The organism is Thioalkalivibrio sp. ALE30 (genome assembly GCF_000377465.1).
In the GTDB taxonomy this organism is placed as follows: Bacteria; Pseudomonadota; Gammaproteobacteria; order Ectothiorhodospirales; family Ectothiorhodospiraceae; genus Thioalkalivibrio.
In genome coordinates, this window is record NZ_KB898172.1 from 243,231 (window position 1) to 266,333 (window position 23,103).

The window sequence follows — 23,103 nt, forward strand, 5'->3', positions numbered from 1 at the left end:
ACCGTCAGGGGGCGCGGTGGTCGCCCGGCTCCGGGGCCGGGCCATCGAATGGCTGCGCCCCCTCGCCGGTGGTCACGCGGCCATCCGGCTCCGGCAGGCGCATCTCCAGCAGATGCAGACGCCGGTTGTCGGCCCGCAATACGCGAAACTGCATGCCATCCACCACGATCTGTTCGCCACGCCGCGGCACATGCCCGAAGTGCGACAGCACCAGGCCTCCGATGGTGTCGAAGTCGGCCTCGCTGTAGGCGGTCTGGAAGTAGGCGTTGAACTCCTCCATCGGCGTCAGCGCCTTGATGGTGTAGCGCCCGCCGGGGTGCTGCATGATCTGGGTCAGGTAGTCCTCGACATCGTGCTCGTCCTCGATCTCGCCGACGATCTGCTCCAGCACGTCCTCGATGGTCACCAGTCCGGCCACGCCACCGTACTCGTCCACCACGATCGCCATGTGGTTGCGGCTCAGGCGGAACTCCTTCAGCAGCACGTTCAGACGCTTGCTCTCCGGCACGAACACCGCCGGGCGCAGGATCTCCTGCATGTCGAAGGCAGCATCGTCGGGCTCGCCGAAGAAGCGCAGCAGGTCCTTGGCCAGCAGGACGCCAACGACCTCGTCACGGTGATCCCCGACTACCGGCAGCCGCGAGTGCGCGGAGGCCACCACGTCGGGGAGAAACTCGGAGAGCCCCGCATCCCGGCGGACCACTTCCATCTGCGCGCGCGGGATCATGATGTCGCGCACCTGCATGTCGGCGACGTTGAGCACGCCCTCCAACATGGTCAGGGCCTCGGGGTCGACCAGTTCGCGGGCGTGGGCGCCCCGCAGGGTCTCGATCAGCTCGCGGCGGGTGGCCGGCTCGCGGCGCGGACGCAGGGTCTCGGCGACGCGGGCCAGCCAGCGCCGCCAGATCGGTTGCTCGTCGGGTTCGGGTTCAGGCATCGGGGGCGTTTCCGGCTGGGTGCGGCGTCAGGGCACGGACCGGATGCTCGGCGTAGGGGTCGGGATAGCCTAACCCGGCCAGGATGGAGCGCTCAACGGCCTCCATCCGCGCGGCCTCGTCCGGCGTCTGGTGATCCATCCCCTGCAGGTGCAGCATCCCGTGCACCACCATGTGGTGGTAGTGGGCGGCCAGGGGCTTGCCCTGCTCCACCGCCTCGCGCGCCAGCACCGGCGCGCACAGGATGACGTCGCCGAGATAGGCGTTCGCCTCGGGCGGCAGACCGGGTGGCAGCTCCGGTGCGGGGAAGGACAGTACATTGGTCGCGTAGTCGCGGCCGCGGAAGACATGGTTCAGGGTGCGCCCCTCGTCGACATCCACCAGGCGCAGCGTCACCGCGGCCTCGCCGGCGCCGTGCCAGGCCGCGCGGGCCGCGCGGTGCAGGGTGGTGGCAGCCGGCAGGCCGGCGCGCGGCACGGCGTACTGCACCGCAACCTCAAGCCCCATCGGCGTCCTGCCCGTCCACAGCGGCGCCGGCACCGGACTCGGGCGCCGCATCCGGTTTGCCGGAGGCGCTGTCGTGGGCGTCGTAGGCCTCCACAATGCGCTGCACCAGCGGATGGCGCACCACGTCACCCGCCTGGAAGCGGGTGATATGTACGCCCTCCACGTCGTTCAGGATCTGCATCGCGTGCTTGAGCCCGGAGCGCTGGCCGCGCGGCAGGTCGACCTGGGTGATGTCGCCGTTGACGACCGCCGTGGAACCAAAGCCGATGCGGGTCAGGAACATCTTCATCTGCTCGACGGTGGTGTTCTGCGCCTCGTCGAGGATGATGAAGGCCTCATTCAGGGTGCGCCCGCGCATGTAGGCCAGCGGGGCCACCTCGATCACCTGACGCTCCATCAGGCGCGCGGTCTGGTCGAAGCCCATCAGTTCGTACAGCGCGTCGTACATCGGGCGCAGGTAGGGGTCGATCTTCTGCGCCAGGTCGCCGGGCAGGAAACCCAGACGCTCGCCGGCCTCCACCGCCGGGCGCACCAGCACCAGGCGCTGCACGCGGTCCTGTTCCAGCGCCGCGACGGCGGCGGCGACCGCGAGGAAGGTCTTGCCGGTACCGGCCGGCCCGATGCCGAAACTGAGGTCGTGCTGCGCGATCGCCGCCAGGTACTTCGCCTGACGCGGGCCGCGCCCGCGGATCACCGCGCGCTTGAGACGCAGCGACGGATCGCCCGCATTGCCATCGGGCTCGGCCAGGCCTTCGACATGCGCCGTCTGCAGCGCCGTATGCACCTGTTCCAGGCTGACCGGCTCCTCCTGCGCCATGCGATGGAGGTCGTGGATCAGCGCCCCGGCCGCCTGCACCGCGGTCTTCGGGCCGGTCAGATTAAAGCGCGGGCCGCGGTTGTGCACGGCCACGCCCAGGCGCGACTCGATCAGGCGCAGATGGGCATCCAGCGGCCCGGAGATCCGCGCGAGCGTCTCCTGGTCACCGGGTTCCAGGGTGAAATCCAGACGATTGGCCATTCCGGTCAGGCGCCGACGGCCGCAGACATGGCCCGCTCCACGGTTCGGCCGCGCAGGGAATGCGCCAGGGCATCGGTGATCTCGACCGGGATCATCTGCCCGATCAGGCCGGGGTCGCCGGCGAAGTTCACGATGCGGTTGTTCGCCGTGCGTCCGGCCAGTTCGCCGGGATTGCGCTTGGCCGGGCCCTCGACCAGTACGGGCTCGATGTTGCCGACCATGGCCTGGTTGCGTTCGCGCCCGTGCTGCTCGATCAGGGCCTGCAGCTCGGCCAGACGGGCCTTCTTGGTGGCCAGCGGCACGTCGTCCGGCAGTGAGGCCGCCGGTGTGCCCGGGCGGGCGCTGTAGATGAAGCTGAAGGAGAAGTCGAAGTGCAGCTCCTCGATCAGCTTCATGGTCGCCGCGTGGTCGGCATCCGTCTCGCCGGGGAAGCCGACGATGAAGTCGGAGGACAGGTCCAGGTCCGGGCGCGCCTCGCGCAGGCGGCGGATCTTGGACTTGTATTCCAGAATCGTGTGGCCGCGTTTCATCTGCGCCAGGATGCGGTCGGAGCCGCTCTGTACCGGCAGGTGCAGGTGACTGACCAGCTTGGGCTCGTCGGCAAAGGCCTGGATCAGCGAATCGGAGAACTCCACCGGGTGCGAGGTGGTGAAGCGGATGCGTTCGATCCCGTCCACCGCGGCGACGTAGTGAATCAGCAGCGCGAGGTCGGCGGTATCACCGTCCTCCATCGGCCCCTGATAGGCATTCACGTTTTGTCCCAGCAGGTTGATCTCCCGGACCCCCTGCGCGGCCAGCGCGACCACCTCGGCGATCACGTCGTCGAACGGCCGGCTGATCTCGTCACCGCGGGTATAGGGCACCACGCAGAAGCTGCAGTACTTGGAACAGCCCTCCATCACCGAGACGAACGCGGTCGGGCCATCGGCCTTCGGCTCCGGCAAGCGGTCGAACTTCTCGATCTCGGGGAAGGAGATATCCACCACCGGCGCGCGCTCGCGGCGCACCGACTGGATCATGGCCGGCAGCCGGTGCAGGGTCTGCGGGCCGAACACCAGGTCCACGTACGGAGCGCGTTCGCGCAGGGCATCACCCTCCTGGCTGGCGACACAGCCCCCCACGCCGATGATCACCTCCGGCCGGCGCTCCTTGATCTGGCGCCAGCGCCCCAGCAGCGAGAACACCTTCTCCTGCGCCTTCTCGCGGATGGAGCAGGTGTTCATCAACAGGACATCGGCCTGCTCCGGATCGTCGGTACGCTCGGCCCCGTGCAGCTCGCGCAGCGCGTCGAGCATGCGATCGGAGTCGTACTCGTTCATCTGGCAGCCGTGCGTCTGAATATAGACCTTGCGGATCATGCTCTCGGTACTTCGCTGGTTGGGCCGGTCAGGGATCGCCGTGCGTTCTAGAAGGGGACGTCGTCGTCATCAAAGCCACCGGAGACCGGGGCGCTGCTGCGGTTGCCACCCTGCTGGCCGCCACCGCCATAGGCATTGCCGCCGCCATAGCCCGGGTCCTGATCGAACCCGCCACCGCCGCCGCCCCCGCGACCGCCGATCAGCTGCATGTCGTTGGCGACCACCTCGGTGCTGTAGCGGTCGTTGCCGGACTGGTCCTGCCACTTGCGCGTCTGGATCTTGCCTTCGATATAGACCTGCGAGCCCTTGGACAGATACTGCGCGGCGATATCCGCCAGGCGCCCGAACATCACCACCCGGTGCCATTCGGTGTTCTCGCGCTTCTCGCCGGAATTCTTGTCGGTCCACTGTTCCGACGTTGCCAGACGCAGGTTGGTGACGGTAACCCCGTTGGGGGTCTCGCGCTTTTCCGGGTCGGCCCCGAGGTTGCCGAGCAGGATGACTTTGTTGACGCCGCGGGCCATGGGGCCTCCTTCAGTCGGGCATGGAGAGACAGACCCGATAGTGTAGCAGCCCGCCCCCGCCGCGACAGTGCACCGGTCCACGACGCGGAGCGGGCACGTCCTGCCGGCGCTACCGGGAGGGCGGGCGCGCCAGCCAGGCCGCCAGCTCGGGGGTATCCGGACCGCCGGGCTCCACCTTCAGGTAGAGGGACCCGGCGTCCGGCGACAGCTCGGCCTCGTGCACCCCCGGCCAGTGCGCGATCAGGCGCAGCAGCTCGGCCTCGCGACCGGACCAGTGGGCGGGCAGCGCCAGCACGCGGTTGGAGCGGTAGCGCGGCTGCATCCCGCGCGCCCCCCACCACCACAGCAGCAGCAAAGGCACCCCGGCGAGGAACACGCCGACCGGCCCGGCGACCGTCAGCAAGGCGCCCCCCAGCATCCCGCCGGCGAAGATCCCGAGGAACTGCGCGGTGGCGAAGCCGCCCATCGCGGTGCCCTTGTGGGCCACCGGCGCCACGCGTGCCACCAGGGACGGCAATCCGGCCTCCAGCAGATTGAACGCGGCGAAGAACAGGATCATCAAGGCGCCCAGCGTCCACAGGCCGCCACCGTCCAGCACCAGCAGGGCCAGCAGGACCTGCACCCCGGCCAGCAGGAGGATCGCCGCGCGCAGCACGGCGTGCACGCGCCGCCGCCGCTCGCCGAAGATGATCCCCGGCAGCATCAGCACGAACCCCGCCAGCAGGACCGGCACATAGAACTTCCAGTGACTCGCCCCGGGCAGCGCCAGGGTCTCCAGCAGCAGGACCGGGATCACCAGGAAGTTCGCGGCCAGCACCAGGTGCAGCACAAAGATGCCGAGATTCAGGCGCAGCAGGTCGGGGGCGCGCAGGACCCGCGGCAACGCGGACCACACCGGCACCATGTCCGGATGCCTGCGCACCCGATCCGGGCTCGGCACCCACAGGAACAGGATCACGATCGCGACCAACCCGAGCAGCGCAGAGAGGCCGAAGACCCCCTCCAGCCCCGCCGCACGGTCCACCAAGGGGCCCAGGGCCATCGCGGCGGTAAAGGTCAGACCGATGGTCAAGCCGATGGCAGCCAGCGCCCGCATCCGACGCTCCTCGCCGACCAGGTCCGCCGTCAGGGCCAGGATCACCGCGGCCACCGCGCCGGCCCCCTGCAGGGCACGCCCGAGGATGATGCCGTGGATGGTCTCCGCCAGCGCGGCCACCAGGCTGCCGGCAACGAACAGCAGCAGGCCGGCCAGGATCAGCGGCTTGCGCCCCACGCGGTCGGACAGCAGCCCGAACGGGATCTGCAGAATCGCCTGGGTGAGGCCGTAGATCCCCAGCGCCAGCCCCATCAGCAGCGGAGTCGCGCCAGGGATACGGTCGGCATGCAGCATAAAGACGGGCAGGACCATGAACAGGCCCGCCATGCGCACGCCATAGATCGCCGCGAGCCCGGTGGTGGCGCGCAACTCGCGCGGGCTCATGGCGTCCGGAACCGGCGCATGGACGGAGGGGTGTTCATGGCAGCGGAGTTTACCGGCAACCCCGGCGCGGAAACCATGGCGCCGCACGCCCGGGTGTTAAGATGGCCGGTTTGCGGTACCCCGGATGACCGGGCACACCGCGCGACGCAACCCGGTGGAGTCGACCCAGCCCCATGGACAGCATCAGCATTCGCGGCGCCCGCACCCATAACCTGAAGAACGTGGACCTCGATCTGCCACGCGAGCGGCTGATCGTGATCACCGGCGTCTCCGGCTCGGGCAAGTCGTCGCTGGCCTTCGACACCCTGTTTGCCGAAGGCCAGCGCCGCTACGTGGAGAGCCTGTCCACCTATGCCCGGCAGTTCCTGTCGATGATGGAGAAACCCGACGTCGACCAGATCGAGGGCCTGTCGCCGGCGATCTCCATCGAACAGAAGAGCACCTCGCACAACCCGCGCTCCACCGTCGGCACCATTACCGAGATCTACGACTACCTGCGCCTGCTGTTCGCCCGCGCCGGCGAACCGCGCTGCCCGGAACATGGCGAGACCCTGGCCGCGCAGACCATCTCGCAGATGGTGGACCAGGTGCTGGAGCTGCCGGAGGGCGACAAGGTCATGCTGCTCGCGCCCGTGGTGCGCGGACGCAAGGGCGAGCATCACAAGATGCTGGAGGCGATGCGTTCCCAGGGGTACCTGCGCGCGCGCATCAATGGCGAGATTCACGACCTCGATGCCCTGCCGGCGCTGGACCCGAAGCGCAAGCACAACATCGAGATCGTGATCGACCGCTTCCGCGTGCGCGAGGACCTGCGCCAGCGTCTGGCCGAGTCCTTCGAGACGGCCACCGAGCTCGCCGACGGCCTGGCCCTGATCGCCTGGATGGACGAGCCGGAACGCGAACCGATGATCTTCTCCGCCCGCTTCGCCTGCCCGGTCTGCGGGTATGCGCTGCGCGAGCTGGAGCCGCGCCTGTTCTCGTTCAACAACCCGGCCGGGGCCTGCCCCACCTGCGACGGGCTGGGCGTACACCAGTTCTTCGATCCCGAGCGAGTGGTCTCGCAGCCGGAGCTGAGCCTGGCCGGCGGGGCCGTGCGCGGCTGGGACCGACGCAACGCCTGGTACTTCAGCCTGCTGACCAGCCTGGCCCGGCACTACGGCTTCGACGTAGAGACCCCGTGGCAGGAGCTCCCCGCGGAGGTGCGCGCGGTGGTCCTGCACGGCTCCGGCAAGGAGAAGGTCAAGCTCGCCACGCCCGCCGCCAACGGCCGCCTGCGCACCGACGAACGCGTGTTCGAGGGCGTGATCCCGAACCTCGAACGGCGCTACCGCGAGACCGACTCCTCTGCCGTGCGCGAGGAGCTGGGCCGCTACCTGGCGGAGCAGCCCTGCCCCGACTGCCACGGCACGCGCCTGAATTCCGCCGCGCGCCATGTGTTCGTCAATGACTTGACCTTGCCGGAGGTCACGCACATGAGCGTGGCCAATGCCCAGACCTTCTTCAGCGACCTGCGCCTGCCCGGGCGTTTCGCCCAGATCGCGGAGAAGATCGTGCGCGAGATCTCCGCGCGCCTCGGCTTCCTCAACGATGTCGGGCTCGACTACCTGACGCTGGACCGCTCCGCCGACACCCTGTCCGGCGGGGAAGCCCAGCGCATCCGGCTGGCGTCGCAGATCGGCTCGGCCCTGGTCGGCGTCATGTACATCCTCGACGAACCCTCCATCGGCCTGCACCAGCGCGACAATGCGCGGCTGCTCAACACCCTCAGCCACCTGCGCGACCTCGGCAACACTGTGATTGTCGTCGAGCATGACGAAGACGCCATCCGACAGGCCGATCACGTAGTGGACATCGGACCGGGCGCCGGCCGCCACGGGGGCCGAATCGTCGCCTCCGGGACCCCCGAGGCCGTCGCCGCGCATCCTGAATCACTCACCGGTGCCTACCTGCGGGGCACACGATCTATCGCGGTCCCGGAACAGCGCCACGCTGCCGATCCGGAAGCCGAAATCCGGGTGATCGGCGCGCGCGGCAACAATCTCAAGGGCGGCGATTTCGCCTTCCCTACGGGCCTGTTCACCTGCGTCACCGGCGTGTCCGGATCCGGCAAGTCGACCCTGGTCAACAACACCCTTTATCCGGCCGTCGCGACCGCCCTGCATGGGGGCCGCCACCACATCGAGGCCCACGAGCGCATCGACGGCCTGGAACGCATCGACAAGGTCGTCGACATCGACCAGAGCCCGATCGGGCGCACACCGCGCTCGAACCCGGCGACCTACACCGGACTGTTCACCCCCATCCGCGAGCTGTTCGCCGCCACCGCCGAGGCCCGTTCGCGCGGTTACAAGCCGGGGCGCTTCTCCTTCAACGTCCGTGGCGGGCGCTGCGAGGCCTGCCAGGGGGATGGCGTGATCAAGGTCGAGATGCACTTCCTCCCGGATGTCTTCGTGCCCTGTGACGTCTGCAAGGGCCACCGCTACAACCGCGAGACGCTGGAGGTGCGCTACAAGGGCAAGAACATCCACGAGGTCCTCGAGATGACGGTGGAAGAGGCCCTCGACTTCTTCCAGCCCGTGCCGGTCATCCACCGCAAGCTGGAGATGCTGATGGAGGTCGGGCTGTCCTACATCCAGCTCGGCCAGAACGCGACCACCCTCTCCGGCGGCGAGGCCCAGCGCATCAAGCTCGCACGCGAGCTCTCCAAGCGCGATACCGGACGCACCCTCTATATCCTCGACGAGCCCACCACCGGGCTCCATTTCGAGGACATTGCCCAGCTCCTGCGCGTGCTCCACCGCCTGCGCGACCACGGCAACACCATCGTCGTGATCGAGCACAACCTGGACGTGATCAAGACCGCCGACTGGCTGATCGACATCGGGCCCGAAGGCGGCAGCGGCGGCGGCGAGCTGCTGGTCGCCGGCACGCCGGAGACCGTCGCCGCCACCCCCAACAGCCACACCGGCCAGTTCCTCGCGCCGCTGCTGGCCCCGGCCGCCCGCCCTCGGGCCGTCTCCAACTGAAGCCGCGCATCCCGCGACCGGCTCGCAAACACCCCGCCCCAGACGCAAGAAAGCCGGCACGCGGCCGGCTTTCTCGGGACCGCCACCCCCGAGAGGGTGCGGTTCATTGCACTGCGAAATCTCAGGCGGCTTCGCCGTCCCCGGAATCGCCCTCGGGGCGATCCACCAGCTCCACGTAGGCCATCGGGGCGTTGTCACCCGGACGATTGCCACACTTGAGGATACGCAGATACCCACCCGGGCGCTGCTGATAGCGCGGACCCAGCTCACTGAACAGCTTGCCCACGATCTCCTTGTCGCGCAGACGCGCAAAGGCCGTGCGACGGCCATGCACGCTGTCTTCCTTGGCCATGGTGATCAGCGGCTCGGCGACCCGGCGCAGTTCCTTCGCCTTGGGCAGCGTGGTCTTGATCAGTTCGTGCCGGAACAGGGCCACGGACAGGGCCTGAAACGTGGCCTTGCGGTGCGAGCTGTTACGGCCCAGCTGACGGCCGGAATGACGATGACGCATGAGAGGCTTCCTCTAGAAAAACGATGGGCGCAGGGCGCCGTGATTACTCGTTGTCGTCGCGCAGACCCGGCGGCGGCCAGTTCTCGAGACGCATGCCCAGCGACAGCCCGTGGGTCGCCAGCGTGTCCTTGATCTCGGTGAGCGACTTCTTGCCGAGGTTCGGCGCGCGCAGCAGCTCGACCTCGGTGCGCTGAACCAGGTCCCCGATGTAGTACAGGTTCTCCGCCTTCAGGCAGTTCGCCGAACGCACCGTGAGCTCCAGCTCGTCCACCGGACGCAGCAGGACCGGGTCGATCGCACCACCGGCGGTCCCGACCACCTCGCCGGCCTCTTCCTGGAGGTCGACGAACGGGGCCAGCTGGCCCTGCAGGATCGTCGCTGCCTGACGCACCGCGTCATCCGGCGCGATCGCACCGTTGGTCTCCAGTTCCAGCACCAGGCGGTCCATGTCGGTACGCTGCGCCAGACGCGCGCTCTCGACGCGGTAGGACACGCGGCGGATCGGGCTGAAGCTGGCATCCAGCAGCAGTCGGCCGATGCCCGTATCGTCGCCCGCCTCGGACTGGCGTCGGGCGCTCACGGGCTCATAGCCACGGCCGGCCCGCGCGGTCAGCGTCACGTCCAGGTCGACGTTCTTGGTGATGGTCGCGATCACGTGTTCAGGATTCACGACCTCCACGTCATGGTCCACCTGGATGTCACCCGCCGTCACCACGCACGGACCCTTCTTCTTCAGGGTCAGGGTGGATTCGTCACGGCTGTGCATGCGCAGCGCCACGCCCTTGAGGTTCAGCAGGATGTCAACGACGTCCTCCTGCACCCCTTCGATCGTGGTGTATTCGTGCAGCACGCCCTCGATCCGGGCCTCGACGATCGCGGCACCGGGGATGGACGACAGCAGCACACGCCGCAGGGCATTGCCCAGGGTATGCCCGAAACCGCGTTCCAGCGGCTCGAGCGCGACCTTGGCCTGATTCCGGTTCTCGGCCTCGACCTCGATCTGCTGTTTCTTGACCAGTTCGTTCGACTGCATTGTGACTCCTGGCGCCAGGCCGAAAAACGATTACTTCGAGTACAGCTCGACGACGAGCGACTCGTTGATGTCTGCGGGCAGATCCGAACGGTCCGGGATCGCCTTGAAGGTCCCTTCGAACTTGCTGGTGTCGACTTCGACCCAGCTCGGGAAACCGGTCTGCTCGGCCAGGGTCATCGCATCCTGGATGCGGACCTGCTTGCGGGCCTTCTCGCGGACCGTGACCACATCCGACGGCTGAACCTGATAGGCGGCGATGTTCACCACCTGGCCATTCACCATGATCGCGCGATGCGCCACCAGCTGCCGCGCTTCCGAGCGGGTGGCGCCGAAGCCCATGCGGTACACGACGTTGTCCAGACGACCTTCTAGCAGCTTCAGCAGGTTCTCGCCGGTCGAGCCCTTGCGCTGGGCGGCCTTCTTGTAATAGTTGCGGAACTGCTTCTCCAGCACGCCGTAGATCCGGCGCAGCTTCTGCTTCTCACGCAGCTGCACGGCATAGTCGGACAGGCGGGTACGGCGTTCACCGTGCTGACCCGGCGGCTTGTCCAGCTTGCACTTGGTTTCCAGCGCGCGTGCGCCGCTCTTCAGGCCCAGATCCACGCCTTCGCGGCGGCTGAGCTTGCACTTCGGTCCAATGTAACGAGCCATTCTCGAACTCCAGCCTTAAACGCGGCGTTTCTTGGGCGGCCGGCAGCCGTTGTGAGGGATCGGGGTCACATCACTGATATTCGTGATCTTGAACCCGGCATTGTTCAGCGCACGCACCGCCGACTCGCGACCCGGACCCGGGCCCCGCACCATCACGTCGAGATTCTTCACGCCGTGCTCGGCCGCGGTCGTCCCGGCCCGTTCGGCCGCGATCTGCGCAGCGAACGGCGTGGACTTGCGGGAACCACGGAAACCGGAGCCACCGGAGGTGGCCCAGCTGATCGTATTGCCCTGCCGGTCCGTGATCGTGATGATCGTATTATTGAACGTGGCATATACGTGAGCCACGCCCTCGGCGATATTCTTGCGGACCTTCTTCTTGGTCCGAGTCTGCGCTTGTGCCATGTACCTGAGATCCCAGTCTGATTACTTGCGAATCGGGCGACGCGGGCCCTTGCGGGTGCGTGCATTTGTCTGCGTCTGCTGGCCCCGCAGCGGGAGGCCGCGGCGGTGACGCACGCCCCGGTAGCAGCCCAGGTCCATGAGCCGCTTGATGTTCATGCTGACTTCCCGGCGCAGATCCCCTTCCACGGGGATCTTGTCGATCTGCGCGCGCAGGGCATCGACTTCGGCATCGGTCAGATCCCGCACCTTGATGTCCCGACGCACACCCGCGGCATCGCAGATCAGGCCGGCCCGGGTGGGGCCAATGCCATAGATCGCGGTCAGCGCGATTACCGTGTGCTTCTGGTCAGGAATATTGATTCCAGCGACGCGAGCCATCCAACCTCTCCATCTAAATCCGGCAAAGCCGGCTATAGTAGCAATGAATATCCGTTACGCCAAGCGTTAGCCCTGGCGCTGCTTGTGGCGGGCATCCGAACAGATCACCCGCACCACACCGTTACGCCGAATCACCTTGCAGTTTCGGCAGATCGGCTTTACAGATGCACGTACCTTCATGGTCTTTCTCCTGGTCTAGCGGATCCCGGTCCCGCCGAAACCCTTCAGATTCGCTTTCTTCATCAACCCTTCGTACTGGTGGGACACCAGATGCGACTGCAGCTGGGCCATGAAATCCATCACCACGATCACGATGATCAGCAGCGACGTCCCACCGAAGTAGAACGGCACGTTCCAGTACAGGATCAGGAACTCGGGCAGCAGGCAGACCGCGGTGATATAGACCGCGCCCACCGCCGTCAGCCGGGTCATGACCCCGTCAATAAACCGTTCCGTCTGCACCCCGGGACGAATCCCCGGGATGAAGGCGCCCTGCTTCTTCAGGTTCTCCGCGGTATCCCGGGAGTTGAACACCAGCGCGGTGTAGAAGAAGCAGAAGAAAATAATTGCGGCCGCATAGAACATCACGTACAGCGGCTGCCCCGGCGCCAGCGTCGTCGAGATCTCGCGCAGCCAGTCCATCCCTTCGGCCTGCCCGAACCACTGCCCCAGCGTCGATGGGAACAGGATGATACTGGAGGCGAAGATCGGCGGAATCACCCCGGCCATGTTCAGCTTCAGCGGCAGGTGGGAGGACTGCCCGCCCACCATCTTCCGCCCGACCTGGCGTTTCGCGTAATTGATCGTCACGCGTCGCTGACCGCGCTCGACGAACACCACGAAGGCCGTCACCGCGAGGGCCAGCACGATCAGGATCACCACGAACGCCGCCGCCAGTTCGCCGGTACGGGCCAGCTCCAGGGTGCCGCCAATGGCCCCCGGCAGCCCCGCCACGATCCCCGCGAAAATAATGATCGAGATCCCGTTCCCGATGCCGCGCTCGGTGATCTGCTCGCCCAGCCACATCAGGAACAGGGTACCGGTCACCAGCGAGACGACCACCGTAAAGATAAAGATCGGCCCCGGGTTCAGCGCCATCGGCATGCCCTGAATGGTCTGTCCATTCAGCGCAATCCCGATCCCGATACTCTGAAACAGCGCCAGCGCCACGGTCCCGTAGCGCGTGTACTGCGTGATCTTGCGCCGCCCCTGCTCGCCTTCCTTCTTCAGCTGCTGCAGGGCCGGCACGGTGGCCGCGAGCAGCTGCATGATGATCGCGGCGGAGATATAGGGCATCACCCCGAGGGCAAAGATCGACAGCCGTTCCAGCGCCCCGCCCGAGAACATGTTGAACATGTCCAGGATCGTGCCGCTTTGTTGCTCGAAGAACTGCGACACCGCGACCGGGTTGATGCCCGGCACGGGGATGAACGTCCCGATGCGGTACACCACCAGGGCGCCCAGCACGAACAGCAAGCGTTGGCGTAACTCGGTAAAACCGGTGAGTCCGCCACCGGAACGTGCTGTCGCTCCACGCGCCATTATTTAGGCCTCGACGCTCCCGCCGGCCGCTTCGATCGCGGCCCGCGCACCCTTGGTCACACCCACGCCCTTCACGGCGCAGGCACGGGAGACTTCACCGGAGGCGAAGATCTTCGCGCTCTGGGCGTCGCTGCGCACGACACCGGCGGCCTTGAGGCTTTCCAGGGTCACGTCGCCGTCCACCTTGGCCAGCTCGCTCAGGCGCACTTCGGCCGCGTACTGCTGCTTGCGGGAGCGGAAGCCCACCTTCGGCAGGCGCCGCTGCAACGGCATCTGGCCGCCTTCGAAGCCGACCTTGGTGAAGCCGCCGGAGCGGGACTTCTGGCCCTTGTGGCCACGGCCGCCAGTCTTGCCCAGACCGGAACCAATGCCACGACCGACGCGCTTGCCCGGCTTGCGGGCGCCGTCGGGGCTTGCAATCTCATTCAGTCGCATCGTTAGACTTCCTCTACCTTCAGCAGGTACGACACCTTCTTGACCATGCCCAGATTTTCCGGGGTGGCCTCGACCGTCGAGGTGCTGTGGGTCTTGCGCAGCCCCAAGCCGCGGACGCACGCCTTGTGCGATGCGATGCGGCCGGCGGTGCTGCGTACCAGGGTCAGTTTCAGCTTGCTCATGGCTTAGCTCGTCACTTCGTCAACGGTCTTGCCGCGCTTGGCCGCCACGCGCTCCGGCGAGCTCACCGTGGTGAGCCCGTCGATCGTGGCCTGCACGACGTTAATCGGATTGCGCGATCCCACGCACTTGGCAAGCACGTTACGCACCCCGGCCACTTCCAGCACGGCACGCATGGCCCCGCCGGCGATGATCCCGGTACCTTCCGAGGCGGGCTGCATGTAGACGTTCGCGGCACCGTGGCGGCCATTGACCGCGTAGTGCAGGGTCCCTTCGTGCAGGGCCACGTTGCGCATCTCCATCCGCGCCTGCTGCATTGCCTTCTGGATCGCGGCCGGAACCTCGCGCGCCTTGGCATAGCCATAGCCCACGCGACCTTCTCCGTCGCCCACCACCGTCAGTGCGGCAAACCGGAACTGGCGACCGCCCTTGACCACCTTGGCCACGCGGTTCACGCCAATCAGCTTTTCCTGCAGGCCGTCTTGCGCTTCGCTTACATCGTTACGTGCCATATCTCTCTCCGCTCGATCCCGTTTGACTAGAACTGCAGGCCGTTTTCACGTGCGGCGTCGGCCAGAGCCTTCACCCGTCCGTGATAACGGAAACCCGCGCGGTCAAACGCGACCTGTTCAATACCGGCCTTGCGCGCGCGCTCGGCAATCGCCTGCCCCACACGGGCCGCCGCCTCGGCGTTCCCGGTCGAACCGCCGGCATTCTTCAGATCCTTCTCCACCGTTGACGCCGCGGCGAGTACCGCGTCGCCGGACGGGGCAATGATCTGCGCGTACATGTGGCGGGGCGTCCGGTGGATACAGAGACGATGCACCCCCAGCTCACGGATCTTGAACCGTGCGCGACGCGCCCTCTTAAGTCTGGCCTCTTTCTTGTCCACTGGTGCCTACCTACTTCTTCTTGGCTTCTTTGCGCACAATGCGCTCGTCTTTGTACTTCACGCCCTTGCCCTTGTAGGGCTCAGGCGGGCGGAAGGCGCGAATATTCGCGGCCACCTGGCCCACCTTCTGGCGATCGGTCCCCTTGACCACGACCTCGGTCGGGGTCGGCGTTTCCACCGTCACACCCTCGGGGATCTCGAAGTCGATCGGATGCGAATACCCGAGGGTCAGGTTCAGCTTCGCGCCCTGCATCTGCGCGCGGTAGCCGACACCCACCAGCTCCAGGGCCCGTTCGAACCCCTGGCTGACACCGTGGACGTGATTCCCGAGCAGAGCACGGATGGTGCCGGCGAGCGCGACGTTCTTCGCATTCTCGGCGGCCTTCACCCGCACGACGCCGTCCTCGACGGTAACCGTCACCGCCTCCGGGCAGGTGAGCTGAAGCTCGCCCTTCGGGCCCTTGATCTTGATCTTGCTGTCCGTCTGCTCCACGGACACACCGCTCGGCAGCTGGATCGGCAGATTTGCAATGCGCGACATGGCTGATTCCTCAGTAGATCTTGCAGAGGACCTCGCCACCCTGGCCAGCGGCCCGGGCTGCGCGGTCACTCATAACACCCTGCGGCGTGGAGATCACCGCGACACCAAGGCCCGCGTTGATCCGCGGCAGTTCGTCCTTGCCGCGATAGATCCGCAGACCCGGGCGGGAAATCCGTTCGACGGTCTCGATGACCGGCCGTCCCTCGAAATACTTCAGCTTCACCACCAGCTTCTTCTGTGCGGCTTCGCCCTCGACCTGCATGTCGCCCACGAAACCCTCTTCCGCGAAGACCTTCAGGATGCGCTCCTTGGCCTTGCTGTAGGGAACGGCGACCTGCTCCTTGTTCGCGCGCTGCGCATTGCGCACGCGGGTGAGCATGTCGGAAATCGGATCGGTCATCATCGCTTCAAATCTCCTTACCAGCTCGCCTTGCGCAGGCCCGGAATCTCGCCCTTCATGGCGTATTCCCGCAGCTTGTTGCGCCCCAGGCCAAACCGGCGGTAATAGCCCTTCGGCCGGCCGGTCACGCCACAGCGGTTCTTCTGACGCACGCGCGACGAATCACGCGGCAGTTTCTGCAGCGCATGCATGGCCGCCAGACGTTCCTCGGAGGACTTGGTGTCGTCCACCAGGATTGCCTTGAGTTCGGCCCGCTTGGCCGCGTACTTCTTTACCAGTCGTTCGCGCTTTTTCTCGCGCTCGACCATCGATACCTTCGCCATGTGCGCCTACCTCGTTTACTGCCGGAACGGGAATCGGAAGGCCTCCAGAAGGGCCTTGGCTTCCGCGTCCGTCTTTGCGCTGGTTGTGATGGTGATGTCCATGCCGCGCAGCTTGTCGACACGGTCGTAGTCAATCTCCGGAAAGATGATCTGTTCCTTGATGCCCAGGCTGTAGTTGCCGCGGCCGTCGAACGCCTTCGCGGAAAAACCGCGGAAGTCGCGTACCCGGGGCAGCGCCACATTGATCAGGCGATCCAGGAATTCGTACATCTGCCGGCGCCGCAGGGTCACCTTGCAGCCGATGGGATAATCATCACGGATCTTGAACCCCGCAATCGACTTGCGTGCCTTGGTGACCACCGGCTTCTGCCCGGCGATCGCGGTCATATCACCGACCGCGTGTTCGATCACCTTCTTGTCCGCGACCGCATCGCCGAGACCCATATTGAGGGTCACTTTGGTGATGCGCGGAATCTCCATCACGTTGGCATAGCCGAACTGCTCGCGCAGGGCCTGCTTCACGTTGGATTCGTATTCTTCTCTCAAGCGTTCCATAAACCGTCCGTCCCGCGTTATGCGTCCACGACCTCGCCGTTCGAGCGAAAGACCCGCACCTTGCGGCCGTCTTCCAGGGTCTTGAACGACACGCGATCACCCTTGTCGGTTGCCGGGTTGAAGAGCATCACGTTCGAGACATCGATCGGCATTTCCTTCTCGATGATCCCGCCACCGACACCCTGCTGCGGGTTCGGCTTCTGATGCTTCTTCACCATGTTGATGTTCTGGACCAGGACCTTGCCGTCCAGGACCTTGATGATGGTCCCGCGGCGACCCTTGTCCTTGCCCGCGATCACGACGACATCGTCGCCCTTGCGAATCTTGTTCATCACGTCCTCACAGCACTTCCGGGGCGAGGGAGATAATCTTCATGTACTTCTCCCCTCGCAGTTCACGCGTCACCGGCCCGAAGATACGGGTGCCGATCGGCTGGTGCTGGTTGTTCAGCAGGACCGCGGCGTTGCGGTCGAAGCGGATGATCGAACCATCCGGGCGCCGCACGCCGGAGGCGGTACGCACCACGACGGCGTCGTACACATCGCCCTTCTTGACCTTGCCACGCGGGATCGCGTCTTTGACGCTCACCTTGATGACATCGCCCACGCGGGCGTACCGGCGGTGCGAGCCGCCCAGCACCTTGATGCACTGGATGCGTCGGGCGCCGCTGTTGTCGGCGGCCTCGAGCACGGTCTGCATTTGAATCATGACTTATCTCCTGGCAGCCGATTCAGAGCGCGTCCTGCCCGACCACTTCGATCAGGGCAAAGCGCTTCTGCTTGGAAACCGGCCGGCATTCACGGATACGAACCCGATCGCCCATGCGGGAGACGTTCTCCTCGTCGTGGACGTGCAGTTTCGTGCTGCGGCGGATGAACTTGCCGTACAGCGGATGACGCACGCGACGCTCGACCAGGACCGTCCGGGTCTTGTCCATCTTGTCGCTGATCACCCGCCCCACGACGGAACGCTGAGTCTTGGAACCTTCTTCGGTCATCTTCTTAGCCTGCCCTTCTGCGTTCATTCATCAGCGTCTTGATCTGCGCGATCTCGCGCCGCACCTTGCCGACGCGATCCGGGCGCGCGAGCTGCCCGATCGCCTTCTGCATACGGAGGCCGAACTGCTCCTTGTAGAGCGCTTCCAGCTCCTGGTTCAGATCGTCATCCGACTTCTTTCTGAGTTCTTCTGCTTTCATTACATCACCTGCCGACGGGTGAAGACCGTCTTGACCGGGAGCTTGGCGGCGGCCAGGCGCATGGCCTCGCGGGCCACGTCCTCGTGAACGCCTTCCATCTCGTAGAGCACGCGGCCGGGCTGGATCTTGCAGACCCAGTACTCCACGCCACCCTTGCCCTTGCCCATACGCACTTCAAGCGGCTTCTTGGTCACCGGCACGTCCGGGAACACCCGGATCCAGATCTTCCCGCCACGCTTGATGTGACGCACCATCGCACGACGCGCGGCCTCGATCTGGCGCGCGGTAATGCGACCGCGTTCAACGGCCTGCAGGCCGTACTCGCCGAAGCTGACCTTGGCACCGGTCGAGGCCATGCCCCGGTTCCGGCCCTTGAACTGCTTGCGGAATTTGGTTCTTTTTGGCTGCAACATGGTCTATGTCCTAGCTCGCGTTGGCCGCAGCGCGCGTCCCTTCGACCGGCTCGAGACCGAAGACTTCGCCCTTGAAGATCCACACCTTCACACCGATGATCCCGTAGGTCGTACGGGCCTCGGCGAAGCCGTAGTCGATATCGGCACGCAGGGTGTGCAGCGGCACACGCCCTTCCCGGTACCACTCGGAACGCGCGATCTCGGCGCCGTTCAGACGGCCGGAGACGTGCACCTTGATCCCCTGGGCACCCAGGCGCATGGCATTGCCGACGGCGCGCTTCATCGCACGGCGGAACATGATGCGGCGCTCGAGCTGCTGGGCAATCCCTTCCGCCACCAGCTGGGCCTCGATCTCGGGCTTGCGCACTTCCTCGATATTGATCTTGACGTTGCCCTGGTCCAGGCCCGTCTCCGCCGCGACTTCACGACGCAGCTTCTCGATGTCCTCGCCCTTCTTGCCGATCACGATCCCCGGACGCGCCGTATGGATCGTGATGTGCGCGGCCTTGGCCGGACGCTCGATAGTAATGCGGCTCACCGACGCGTGCGCGAGTTTCTTCTGCAGGAATTCGCGCAGCTTGATGTCGTTGTTCAGCGTCTCGCCAAATTCACGACCGTCGGCGTACCAGGTCGCCGACCACGGGCGAGAAATGCCCAGCCGGATGCCGGTTGGATGTACTTTCTGACCCATGGTTAGTTCGCTCCCTTCTCGCTAACGCCAATCACGATGTGACTGGTGCGCTTCATGATGCGGTTGCCGCGGCCCTTGGCACGCGCCTGCATGCGCTTGAGCACGGGGCCCTCGTCGACCTGGATGCGCGAGATGCGCAGCTCGTCGATGTCGGCGCCGTCGTTGTTCTCCGCATTGGCGATCGCGGATTCCAGCACCTTCTTCACGATGGCGGCCGGCTTCTTCGGGCTGAAAGTCAGCTCGTTCAGGGCCTCTTCCACGCGCATACCACGAACCTGGTCGGCGACCAGCCGCGTCTTCTGCGGCGAGATGCGCGCGTAGCGCAGTTTTGCAATCGTCTCCATCGTTCGTCCTCAGCGCGACTTCTTGTTGGCGATGTGACCCTTGAAGGTCCGCGTCAACGCAAACTCGCCCAGCTTGTGGCCGACCATGTTTTCGTTGACCAGCACCGGAACATGCTGACGCCCGTTGTGAACCGCGAGGGTGAGACCCACCATCTGCGGGATAATCATCGAGCGACGCGACCAGGTCTTGATCGGCCGGCGATCGTTCTTCTCGCGCGCCTCTTCCACCTTCTTGCGCAGGTGGTGGTCGACGAACGGGCCTTTTTTCAGTGAACGCGGCATGCTGGCACTCCGTTACTTCTTGCGCCGACGCACGATCATGCCGTCGGTACGTTTGTTGTTGCGGGTCTTGTAACCCTTGGTCGGACGGCCCCACGGGGTCACCGGGTGACGCCCGAAGTTGCGCCCTTCACCACCACCATGCGGATGGTCGACCGGGTTCATCGCGGTGCCGCGCACGGTCGGGCGCACGCCCGTCCAGCGCTTGGCACCGGCCTTCCCGAACTTCTTCAGGCTGTGCTCCGTATGCCCGACCTCGCCCACCGTGGCGCGGCATTCGGACGGGATGCGCCGCATCTCGCCGGAGCGCAGCCGGATGGTGGCGTGGGCGCCTTCGCGGGCCACGACCTGGGCCGAGGCACCGGCGGAACGGGCGATCTGGGCGCCCTTGCCCGGCTTCATCTCGATGCAGTGAATCACCGTGCCGACCGGGATCGAGCGCAACGGCATGGCGTTACCGACACGAATCGGCGCCTGCGAGCCGCTGTGCACCGCGTCACCCTGCTTCAGGCCGCGAGGCGCGATAATGTACCGGCGTTCGCCGTCCGCGTACAGCACCAGTGCGAGATGAGCGCTACGGTTCGGGTCATATTCGAGCCGTTCAACCTTGCCCGGCACGTTGTCCTTGTTCCGCTTGAAGTCGACGATGCGATAGCGCTGCTTGTGCCCACCACCCACGTGACGCGTGGTGATGCGCCCGGAATTGTTTCGGCCGCCCGTGCGCGTCTGCTTCTCCACCAGCGCCGCATGCGGGGCGCCCTTGTGCAGACCGTCACCGCGGATCTGAACCGCGTGACGGCGTCCGGCCGACGTCGGATTGGTCTTGATAATCGCCATGACTAGACCTGTTCTCCTTCACCCATGTCGATGCTCTCGCCCTCGGCGAGCGCGACATAGGCCTTCTTCCAGTGGTTACGACGACCGAACTGGCGACCGAAGCGCTTGTTCTTGCCCTGCTGGTTCAGCGTGCGGACCTGCTGGACACGAACCTCGAACAGCTTCTCGATCGCGGCCTTGATCTCGGCCTTGTCGGCATCCGGCAGCACGCGAAACACGTACTGCCCGACTTCCCCGGCGTTGGTCGATTTCTCGGACACCACCGGACCCTGAATAATCTGCATCAGACGCGAATTCATGCCAGCCACTCCTCGAGCTTGCGGATGGCGCCTTCCGTGATCACGACCGTCTCGGCCCCGACCAGGTTGGCAGGATTGACGCCGTTGACGTCGATCACGTCCACGTGCGGCACGTTGCCGAGGGCGCGGGCGGTCATCGCGTCCTCTTCGGCCAGGACCACCAGACCCTTCTCCAGGCCCAGTTCCTTCAGCTTCGCGACGCCGTCGCGGGTCTTGCCGGATTCAACGGCAAAGCCCGCCACCACCTTCAGGCGATCCTGGCGCAGCAGCTCGGAGAGGATCGACGCCATCGCGGCGCGATACATCTTCTTGTTGAGCTTCTGCGAGAAATCCTGGGTGCGCGCCGCGAATACCTTGCCGCCCCCGGTCCACAGCGGGCTGCGGATGGTGCCGGCACGCGCACGGCCGGTGCCCTTCTGGCGGAACGGCTTGATGCCGCCGCCGCTCACCTGGGCGCGTGTCTTCTGCGCACGGGTGCCGCTGCGGGCTCCGGCGAGCTGCGCGACCACGCTCTGATGCACCAGGGATTCGTTGAATTCCCGCTCGAAGCAGACGGCGGACAGCTCGACGCTGGCCCCGGTATCGGCAGTCGTTACTTGCATTGTCTTAACCCTTCGCCTTCACGGCCGGACGAATCATCACGTCGGAACTCGGCGCGCCCGGCACGGCACCCTGAACCAGGACCAGACTGCGATCGGCGTCGACACGCACCACCTTGAGGTTCTGGATGGTCTTGCGCTCCGCGCCCATGTGGCCGGCCATCTTCTTGCCCTTGAACACGCGGCCGGGGCTCTGGTTCTGCCCAATGGAACCCGGGGCACGGTGCGCCAGCGAGTTGCCATGGGTCGCGTCCTGGGTGCGGAAGTTGTGACGCTTCACCGCACCCTGGAAGCCCTTGCCCTTGCTCTGCGCGGTCACGTCGACGATCTGACCTTCCTCGAACCGGTCAACGGTGATCGCATCACCGGCGGCCAGGCCTTCCAGATCGGCCTCGTCCACGCGGAATTCCCACAGACCACGACCCGGTTCCACCGACGCCGCAGCAAAGTGACCGGCCTCCGGCTTGCTTACCCGAGACGGCTTGCGCGAGCCCGCCGTCACCTGGACCGCGTTGTAGCCGTCGCCTTCAGTGCGCTTGATCTGGACCACGCGATTGTTGTCCACCTGCAGCACCGTGACCGGCACGGAGACGCCGTCGTCCGTAAAGACGCGCGACATGCCGAGCTTGCGACCGATGAGTCCAAGAGCCATTACAAAACCCCTTCCGTATCAGACGGCGCTATCAAGCGCCCTAAAGCCGTGGCCCGGCGAAAATTCCGCCGGGCCACGGAAAGCCCAATAGTATGGCAGAAAATTTAACGTTAGTTAAGCCTGATCTGAACATTGACGCCCGCGGCCAGATCCAGCTTCATCAGGGCATCCACGGTCTTGTCGGTCGGATCGAGGATATCCATCAGGCGCTTGTGCGTACGCAGCTCGTACTGGTCACGCGCGTCCTTGTTGACGTGCGGGGAGACCAGGACCGTGTACGCCTCGCGCTTGGTCGGCAGCGGAATCGGTCCCTTGACCCGGGCGCCGGTCCGCTTCGCGGTCTCGACAATCTCGGCCGCGGAGCGGTCGATCAGTCGATGATCAAAGGCCTTCAGACGAATTCGAATGCGCTGGTTAGCCATCTCGTTCACTCAATAATCTTGGAGACGACGCCGGCGCCGACGGTGCGGCCACCTTCGCGGATCGCAAAGCGCAGCCCGTCTTCCATCGCGATCGGGTTGATCAGGGACACCGTCATCTTGACGTTGTCGCCCGGCATCACCATCTCGGTGCCTTCCGGCAGTTCCACCGAACCCGTCACGTCGGTCGTACGGAAGTAGAACTGCGGGCGGTACCCATTGAAGAACGGCGTATGACGACCGCCCTCGTCCTTGCCCAGGATGTACACCTCGGCCTCGAAATGGGTGTGCGGGGTGATCGAACCCGGCTTGCACAGCACCTGACCACGCTGCACGTCGTCACGCTTGGTGCCACGCAGCAGGATACCGACGTTGTCGCCCGCCTCGCCCTGGTCCAGCAGCTTGCGGAACATCTCGACACCGGTGACGGTGGTCTTCTGGGTGTCGCGAATACCGACGATCTCGATTTCTTCGCCGACCTTCACCACGCCGCGCTCGACGCGACCGGTCACCACGGTGCCACGACCGGAGATCGAGAAGACATCTTCCACCGGCATCAGGAACGCGCCGTCCACGGCACGCTCGGGCTCCGGAATCCAGCTGTCCATCGCCTCCACCAGCTTGTAGATCGCCGGGGCGCCCACTTCGCTCTCGTCACCTTCCAGCGCCTTCAGCGCGGA

The 23,103-nt window shown here is 65.7% G+C and carries 36 protein-coding genes; 1 reads left to right on the plus strand and 35 read right to left on the minus strand.

Annotated features, from left to right (window positions below):
- Positions 1-4: 4 nt before the first annotated feature.
- The 6 genes from D107_RS0108965 to D107_RS0108990 form a co-directional block, all read right to left on the minus strand.
- The gene (locus tag D107_RS0108965) at positions 5-937 is read right to left on the minus strand and encodes an HlyC/CorC family transporter (protein WP_018865694.1); all 933 of its coding nucleotides are present in this window, start codon (positions 935-937) and stop codon (positions 5-7) included.
- Entirely contained in the window at positions 930-1,442 is a 513-nt protein-coding gene (gene ybeY / locus D107_RS0108970; protein WP_018881303.1) for an rRNA maturation RNase YbeY, read from the minus strand. The genes D107_RS0108965 and ybeY overlap by 8 nt, the downstream gene beginning before the upstream one ends.
- Positions 1,432-2,460, minus strand: coding sequence for a PhoH family protein (locus tag D107_RS0108975; RefSeq protein WP_018865692.1), 1,029 nt, complete (start codon positions 2,458-2,460; stop codon positions 1,432-1,434). Before D107_RS0108975 ends, ybeY begins: the two co-directional genes overlap by 11 nt.
- A gap of 5 nt (positions 2,461-2,465) precedes the next feature.
- Positions 2,466-3,818 (minus strand): tRNA (N6-isopentenyl adenosine(37)-C2)-methylthiotransferase MiaB, encoded by a 1,353-nt coding sequence (gene miaB, locus D107_RS0108980; protein ID WP_018865691.1) that lies wholly within the window; start codon positions 3,816-3,818, stop codon positions 2,466-2,468.
- Positions 3,819-3,865: 47 nt separating this feature from the next.
- Positions 3,866-4,342, minus strand: a complete 477-nt coding sequence (gene ssb, locus D107_RS0108985; RefSeq protein WP_018865690.1) for a single-stranded DNA-binding protein — start codon at positions 4,340-4,342, stop codon at positions 3,866-3,868.
- Between the two features lie 109 nt (positions 4,343-4,451).
- Positions 4,452-5,822 carry an MFS transporter gene (locus D107_RS0108990; protein ID WP_018876466.1) on the minus strand — a complete coding sequence of 457 codons (1,371 nt, stop codon included), beginning with the start codon at positions 5,820-5,822 and terminating at the stop codon, positions 4,452-4,454.
- A 173-nt stretch (positions 5,823-5,995) separates the two neighbouring features.
- On the opposite strand from D107_RS0108990, the gene uvrA reads away from it, so the two are divergent.
- On the plus strand, positions 5,996-8,848 hold the full coding sequence (gene uvrA / locus D107_RS0108995; RefSeq protein WP_018881304.1) for an excinuclease ABC subunit UvrA: 2,853 nt from the start codon (positions 5,996-5,998) through the stop codon (positions 8,846-8,848).
- Between the two features lie 121 nt (positions 8,849-8,969).
- On the opposite strand, the gene rplQ is transcribed toward uvrA, so the two are convergent.
- From rplQ to D107_RS0109140, 29 genes are all read right to left on the minus strand, one after another.
- Complete coding sequence (rplQ, locus tag D107_RS0109000) at positions 8,970-9,359, minus strand: 50S ribosomal protein L17 (protein WP_018865687.1); 390 nt, start codon at positions 9,357-9,359, stop codon at positions 8,970-8,972.
- 43 nt (positions 9,360-9,402) lie between these two features.
- Positions 9,403-10,392: a DNA-directed RNA polymerase subunit alpha gene (gene rpoA / locus D107_RS0109005; protein ID WP_018865686.1), complete on the minus strand. Its 990-nt coding sequence runs from the start codon at positions 10,390-10,392 to the stop codon at positions 9,403-9,405.
- A gap of 30 nt (positions 10,393-10,422) precedes the next feature.
- A complete protein-coding gene (gene rpsD / locus D107_RS0109010; RefSeq protein ID WP_018865685.1) occupies positions 10,423-11,043 on the minus strand; it encodes a 30S ribosomal protein S4 in 621 nt (206 codons plus the stop codon).
- Positions 11,044-11,058: 15 nt separating this feature from the next.
- Complete coding sequence (gene rpsK, locus D107_RS0109015; protein ID WP_017941093.1) at positions 11,059-11,448, minus strand: 30S ribosomal protein S11; 390 nt, start codon at positions 11,446-11,448, stop codon at positions 11,059-11,061.
- Positions 11,449-11,469: 21 nt separating this feature from the next.
- A complete protein-coding gene (rpsM, locus tag D107_RS0109020; RefSeq protein ID WP_017941092.1) occupies positions 11,470-11,826 on the minus strand; it encodes a 30S ribosomal protein S13 in 357 nt (118 codons plus the stop codon).
- A 66-nt stretch (positions 11,827-11,892) separates the two neighbouring features.
- On the minus strand, positions 11,893-12,006 hold the full coding sequence (gene rpmJ, locus D107_RS0109025; RefSeq protein WP_018881305.1) for a 50S ribosomal protein L36: 114 nt from the start codon (positions 12,004-12,006) through the stop codon (positions 11,893-11,895).
- Positions 12,007-12,021: 15 nt separating this feature from the next.
- Complete coding sequence (secY, locus tag D107_RS0109030; RefSeq protein WP_018146441.1) at positions 12,022-13,368, minus strand: preprotein translocase subunit SecY; 1,347 nt, start codon at positions 13,366-13,368, stop codon at positions 12,022-12,024.
- A gap of 3 nt (positions 13,369-13,371) precedes the next feature.
- A complete protein-coding gene (rplO, locus tag D107_RS0109035) occupies positions 13,372-13,803 on the minus strand; it encodes a 50S ribosomal protein L15 (protein ID WP_018865683.1) in 432 nt (143 codons plus the stop codon).
- Between the two features lie 2 nt (positions 13,804-13,805).
- Entirely contained in the window at positions 13,806-13,985 is a 180-nt protein-coding gene (gene rpmD, locus D107_RS0109040) for a 50S ribosomal protein L30 (RefSeq protein ID WP_017941089.1), read from the minus strand.
- Between the two features lie 3 nt (positions 13,986-13,988).
- Complete coding sequence (gene rpsE, locus D107_RS0109045; RefSeq protein ID WP_018865682.1) at positions 13,989-14,495, minus strand: 30S ribosomal protein S5; 507 nt, start codon at positions 14,493-14,495, stop codon at positions 13,989-13,991.
- Positions 14,496-14,521: 26 nt separating this feature from the next.
- Complete coding sequence (gene rplR / locus D107_RS0109050) at positions 14,522-14,875, minus strand: 50S ribosomal protein L18 (RefSeq protein WP_017941087.1); 354 nt, start codon at positions 14,873-14,875, stop codon at positions 14,522-14,524.
- Positions 14,876-14,885: 10 nt separating this feature from the next.
- Positions 14,886-15,416: a 50S ribosomal protein L6 gene (rplF, locus tag D107_RS0109055; protein WP_018881306.1), complete on the minus strand. Its 531-nt coding sequence runs from the start codon at positions 15,414-15,416 to the stop codon at positions 14,886-14,888.
- A 10-nt stretch (positions 15,417-15,426) separates the two neighbouring features.
- A complete protein-coding gene (gene rpsH, locus D107_RS0109060) occupies positions 15,427-15,819 on the minus strand; it encodes a 30S ribosomal protein S8 (RefSeq protein WP_018881307.1) in 393 nt (130 codons plus the stop codon).
- A gap of 14 nt (positions 15,820-15,833) precedes the next feature.
- Positions 15,834-16,139, minus strand: a complete 306-nt coding sequence (rpsN, locus tag D107_RS0109065; RefSeq protein ID WP_018865680.1) for a 30S ribosomal protein S14 — start codon at positions 16,137-16,139, stop codon at positions 15,834-15,836.
- A gap of 15 nt (positions 16,140-16,154) precedes the next feature.
- A complete protein-coding gene (rplE, locus tag D107_RS0109070) occupies positions 16,155-16,694 on the minus strand; it encodes a 50S ribosomal protein L5 (RefSeq protein WP_018865679.1) in 540 nt (179 codons plus the stop codon).
- Between the two features lie 17 nt (positions 16,695-16,711).
- A complete protein-coding gene (gene rplX / locus D107_RS0109075) occupies positions 16,712-17,026 on the minus strand; it encodes a 50S ribosomal protein L24 (protein WP_018865678.1) in 315 nt (104 codons plus the stop codon).
- Between the two features lie 7 nt (positions 17,027-17,033).
- The gene (gene rplN / locus D107_RS0109080; RefSeq protein ID WP_017941081.1) at positions 17,034-17,402 is read right to left on the minus strand and encodes a 50S ribosomal protein L14; all 369 of its coding nucleotides are present in this window, start codon (positions 17,400-17,402) and stop codon (positions 17,034-17,036) included.
- Positions 17,403-17,424: 22 nt separating this feature from the next.
- Positions 17,425-17,691, minus strand: coding sequence for a 30S ribosomal protein S17 (gene rpsQ, locus D107_RS0109085; RefSeq protein ID WP_018865677.1), 267 nt, complete (start codon positions 17,689-17,691; stop codon positions 17,425-17,427).
- Between the two features lie 4 nt (positions 17,692-17,695).
- Positions 17,696-17,890: a 50S ribosomal protein L29 gene (gene rpmC, locus D107_RS0109090; RefSeq protein ID WP_018865676.1), complete on the minus strand. Its 195-nt coding sequence runs from the start codon at positions 17,888-17,890 to the stop codon at positions 17,696-17,698.
- Entirely contained in the window at positions 17,890-18,303 is a 414-nt protein-coding gene (rplP, locus tag D107_RS0109095; protein ID WP_017941078.1) for a 50S ribosomal protein L16, read from the minus strand. Before rplP ends, rpmC begins: the two co-directional genes overlap by 1 nt.
- 10 nt (positions 18,304-18,313) lie before the next feature.
- Positions 18,314-18,994, minus strand: a complete 681-nt coding sequence (gene rpsC / locus D107_RS0109100; RefSeq protein WP_018865675.1) for a 30S ribosomal protein S3 — start codon at positions 18,992-18,994, stop codon at positions 18,314-18,316.
- Positions 18,995-18,996: 2 nt separating this feature from the next.
- On the minus strand, positions 18,997-19,338 hold the full coding sequence (gene rplV / locus D107_RS0109105) for a 50S ribosomal protein L22 (protein WP_018865674.1): 342 nt from the start codon (positions 19,336-19,338) through the stop codon (positions 18,997-18,999).
- Positions 19,339-19,347: 9 nt separating this feature from the next.
- Entirely contained in the window at positions 19,348-19,620 is a 273-nt protein-coding gene (rpsS, locus tag D107_RS0109110) for a 30S ribosomal protein S19 (protein WP_018139876.1), read from the minus strand.
- 12 nt (positions 19,621-19,632) lie between these two features.
- Positions 19,633-20,454: a 50S ribosomal protein L2 gene (gene rplB, locus D107_RS0109115; RefSeq protein ID WP_018865673.1), complete on the minus strand. Its 822-nt coding sequence runs from the start codon at positions 20,452-20,454 to the stop codon at positions 19,633-19,635.
- Between the two features lie 2 nt (positions 20,455-20,456).
- Positions 20,457-20,753, minus strand: coding sequence for a 50S ribosomal protein L23 (gene rplW / locus D107_RS0109120; RefSeq protein ID WP_017941073.1), 297 nt, complete (start codon positions 20,751-20,753; stop codon positions 20,457-20,459).
- Positions 20,750-21,355 carry a 50S ribosomal protein L4 gene (rplD, locus tag D107_RS0109125; RefSeq protein WP_018865672.1) on the minus strand — a complete coding sequence of 202 codons (606 nt, stop codon included), beginning with the start codon at positions 21,353-21,355 and terminating at the stop codon, positions 20,750-20,752. Before rplD ends, rplW begins: the two co-directional genes overlap by 4 nt.
- 4 nt (positions 21,356-21,359) lie before the next feature.
- Positions 21,360-22,004, minus strand: coding sequence for a 50S ribosomal protein L3 (gene rplC, locus D107_RS0109130; RefSeq protein WP_018878096.1), 645 nt, complete (start codon positions 22,002-22,004; stop codon positions 21,360-21,362).
- 110 nt (positions 22,005-22,114) lie between these two features.
- The gene (rpsJ, locus tag D107_RS0109135; RefSeq protein WP_018865670.1) at positions 22,115-22,426 is read right to left on the minus strand and encodes a 30S ribosomal protein S10; all 312 of its coding nucleotides are present in this window, start codon (positions 22,424-22,426) and stop codon (positions 22,115-22,117) included.
- Positions 22,427-22,431: 5 nt separating this feature from the next.
- Positions 22,432-23,103, minus strand: a 672-nt coding sequence (locus D107_RS0109140; RefSeq protein WP_018881309.1) for an EF-Tu/IF-2/RF-3 family GTPase, incomplete at its 5' end; no start/stop codon positions are given.

Excerpts from the sequence above, each read along its gene's own strand:
- D107_RS0108965 (WP_018865694.1), bottom strand. The coding sequence starts at position 937 with ATGCCTGAACCCGAACCCGACGAGCAACCGATCTGGCGGCGCTGGCTG.
- ybeY (WP_018881303.1), bottom strand. The coding sequence starts at position 1,442 with ATGGGGCTTGAGGTTGCGGTGCAGTACGCCGTGCCGCGCGCCGGCCTG.
- D107_RS0108975 (WP_018865692.1), bottom strand. The coding sequence starts at position 2,460 with ATGGCCAATCGTCTGGATTTCACCCTGGAACCCGGTGACCAGGAGACG.
- miaB (WP_018865691.1), bottom strand. The coding sequence starts at position 3,818 with ATGATCCGCAAGGTCTATATTCAGACGCACGGCTGCCAGATGAACGAG.
- ssb (WP_018865690.1), bottom strand. The coding sequence starts at position 4,342 with ATGGCCCGCGGCGTCAACAAAGTCATCCTGCTCGGCAACCTCGGGGCC.
- D107_RS0108990 (WP_018876466.1), bottom strand. The coding sequence starts at position 5,822 with ATGAGCCCGCGCGAGTTGCGCGCCACCACCGGGCTCGCGGCGATCTAT.
- uvrA (WP_018881304.1), top strand. The coding sequence starts at position 5,996 with ATGGACAGCATCAGCATTCGCGGCGCCCGCACCCATAACCTGAAGAAC.
- rplQ (WP_018865687.1), bottom strand. The coding sequence starts at position 9,359 with ATGCGTCATCGTCATTCCGGCCGTCAGCTGGGCCGTAACAGCTCGCAC.
- rpoA (WP_018865686.1), bottom strand. The coding sequence starts at position 10,392 with ATGCAGTCGAACGAACTGGTCAAGAAACAGCAGATCGAGGTCGAGGCC.
- rpsD (WP_018865685.1), bottom strand. The coding sequence starts at position 11,043 with ATGGCTCGTTACATTGGACCGAAGTGCAAGCTCAGCCGCCGCGAAGGC.
- rpsK (WP_017941093.1), bottom strand. The coding sequence starts at position 11,448 with ATGGCACAAGCGCAGACTCGGACCAAGAAGAAGGTCCGCAAGAATATC.
- rpsM (WP_017941092.1), bottom strand. The coding sequence starts at position 11,826 with ATGGCTCGCGTCGCTGGAATCAATATTCCTGACCAGAAGCACACGGTA.
- rpmJ (WP_018881305.1), bottom strand. The coding sequence starts at position 12,006 with ATGAAGGTACGTGCATCTGTAAAGCCGATCTGCCGAAACTGCAAGGTG.
- secY (WP_018146441.1), bottom strand. The coding sequence starts at position 13,368 with ATGGCGCGTGGAGCGACAGCACGTTCCGGTGGCGGACTCACCGGTTTT.
- rplO (WP_018865683.1), bottom strand. The coding sequence starts at position 13,803 with ATGCGACTGAATGAGATTGCAAGCCCCGACGGCGCCCGCAAGCCGGGC.
- rpmD (WP_017941089.1), bottom strand. The coding sequence starts at position 13,985 with ATGAGCAAGCTGAAACTGACCCTGGTACGCAGCACCGCCGGCCGCATC.
- rpsE (WP_018865682.1), bottom strand. The coding sequence starts at position 14,495 with ATGGCACGTAACGATGTAAGCGAAGCGCAAGACGGCCTGCAGGAAAAG.
- rplF (WP_018881306.1), bottom strand. The coding sequence starts at position 15,416 with ATGTCGCGCATTGCAAATCTGCCGATCCAGCTGCCGAGCGGTGTGTCC.
- rpsH (WP_018881307.1), bottom strand. The coding sequence starts at position 15,819 with ATGATGACCGATCCGATTTCCGACATGCTCACCCGCGTGCGCAATGCG.
- rpsN (WP_018865680.1), bottom strand. The coding sequence starts at position 16,139 with ATGGCGAAGGTATCGATGGTCGAGCGCGAGAAAAAGCGCGAACGACTG.
- rplE (WP_018865679.1), bottom strand. The coding sequence starts at position 16,694 with ATGGAACGCTTGAGAGAAGAATACGAATCCAACGTGAAGCAGGCCCTG.
- rplX (WP_018865678.1), bottom strand. The coding sequence starts at position 17,026 with ATGAACAAGATTCGCAAGGGCGACGATGTCGTCGTGATCGCGGGCAAG.
- rplN (WP_017941081.1), bottom strand. The coding sequence starts at position 17,402 with ATGATTCAAATGCAGACCGTGCTCGAGGCCGCCGACAACAGCGGCGCC.
- rpsQ (WP_018865677.1), bottom strand. The coding sequence starts at position 17,691 with ATGACCGAAGAAGGTTCCAAGACTCAGCGTTCCGTCGTGGGGCGGGTG.
- rpmC (WP_018865676.1), bottom strand. The coding sequence starts at position 17,890 with ATGAAAGCAGAAGAACTCAGAAAGAAGTCGGATGACGATCTGAACCAG.
- rplP (WP_017941078.1), bottom strand. The coding sequence starts at position 18,303 with ATGTTGCAGCCAAAAAGAACCAAATTCCGCAAGCAGTTCAAGGGCCGG.
- rpsC (WP_018865675.1), bottom strand. The coding sequence starts at position 18,994 with ATGGGTCAGAAAGTACATCCAACCGGCATCCGGCTGGGCATTTCTCGC.
- rplV (WP_018865674.1), bottom strand. The coding sequence starts at position 19,338 with ATGGAGACGATTGCAAAACTGCGCTACGCGCGCATCTCGCCGCAGAAG.
- rpsS (WP_018139876.1), bottom strand. The coding sequence starts at position 19,620 with ATGCCGCGTTCACTGAAAAAAGGCCCGTTCGTCGACCACCACCTGCGC.
- rplB (WP_018865673.1), bottom strand. The coding sequence starts at position 20,454 with ATGGCGATTATCAAGACCAATCCGACGTCGGCCGGACGCCGTCACGCG.
- rplW (WP_017941073.1), bottom strand. The coding sequence starts at position 20,753 with ATGAATTCGCGTCTGATGCAGATTATTCAGGGTCCGGTGGTGTCCGAG.
- rplD (WP_018865672.1), bottom strand. The coding sequence starts at position 21,355 with ATGCAAGTAACGACTGCCGATACCGGGGCCAGCGTCGAGCTGTCCGCC.
- rplC (WP_018878096.1), bottom strand. The coding sequence starts at position 22,004 with ATGGCTCTTGGACTCATCGGTCGCAAGCTCGGCATGTCGCGCGTCTTT.
- rpsJ (WP_018865670.1), bottom strand. The coding sequence starts at position 22,426 with ATGGCTAACCAGCGCATTCGAATTCGTCTGAAGGCCTTTGATCATCGA.